Consider the following 1327-nt stretch of genomic DNA (forward strand, 5'->3'; position numbering starts at 1 on the left):
TAATTGGATTACCACCGTTAAGTTCTTTCAACGTCTTACCTACCGCTTCTTTAGCTCTATTATGAACCTGTTGCTTTGTTTTATATTCAGTCATAATACCCCTCCTTAATATGTTTTTACATTTAGCTATGCAATTACTTATCATAATACATTTATACTTCATAAATTGAACAAAAATAGTTGATCTCTATTAGGCAAGATCAACTAAAATTCAAACATAATTTATTTTTAGATTACCTCAGTACATGTAATACTATTAAACCATTTACTTAATTAATTTGACGCCTAAATCTGTTTGTAATCGAATTCTTCTACTGTCTTGAGAGTCTGTAATGTTTTTAATCATCTCTTCCTCTTCTCCATATGTTAATAAACTAATCAATTCTAATTGAGATTTTGCTCTAGAGGAAGCAACATAAAAAACCATTCTATTACTATCACTGTCAAATGTATCCTTGTCAATATCTATGATAAAAATCACATCTGATTCTAGACCCTTAAATTTACGTGCTGTGGTAAATAATATATGTTTATTATTTGGTTGATTAGTTATAGAATAATTTCCAATTTTTACTACTCCGTTGAGAATAGAAGTTTCAATTGTCTTAGTAGTAATTATTGTGATTTGGTTTTTTTTAACACCTTCGTCAGTGTAGTATCTTATTCTTTGTTCTAACCAGTTAATAAGTTGTTTTTGACTCTCTGCCCTATAATAATACGGAAGACTTCCATCAATGTTAATTTTCATTTTCAATTTTTTTTCACTAATACCTATAGGTCTAGTAGATGTTTTTGCTATCTGAAGAGTATTTCTACAGTTTCTACTTAATAATAATTTACAATCCATATCTGCCAACCATTTAAGGTTATCTCTTTGTTGGATAACTTGATTTTTGTCAAAGAAAACATAGAAACAACTTTCTTGTATAATGGAAATTTCTCTTAATAGTTCAATCGAACTATCTTTAAAATCTTGCCCTTCATCAATTATAATATGTTTAAAATTCCAAATATTTGGATAGTTCTCTGTATTATTCAAAAAGTAAACAATATCTTGTTCATCAATTTTTTCTTTATGCAAGGCCTTAGCAACTAAAGCATTTAAGTTAGTGAATGTAACATTTTCCAATTCTTCACTATATTGATTTCTTAAAAATTCAACTAAAAATCTATTAAAACATAGAAATACCACGTTATCTTTTTCAGAAATTCTTTTTGCCTTTTCTACTGCTAACATCGTTTTCCCTGTTCCTGCTGCCCCTTGAATAGCAGCTTCTTCCTGTTCTAATAGATAATCCAATAAAGTATTTTGCTCATTAGTCATTCT

General features: G+C 28.3%; 1 protein-coding gene. It reads right to left on the reverse strand.

The window, feature by feature from the left end:
• Positions 1–265 precede the first annotated feature (265 nt).
• Positions 266–1327, reverse strand: a 1062-nt coding sequence (locus ACF91D_RS30365; RefSeq protein WP_392438464.1) for a DNA/RNA helicase domain-containing protein, incomplete at its 5' end; no start/stop codon positions are given.

The sequence above is a fragment of the Staphylococcus sp. 231237_7MaSpsaltlick genome (assembly GCF_043107035.1).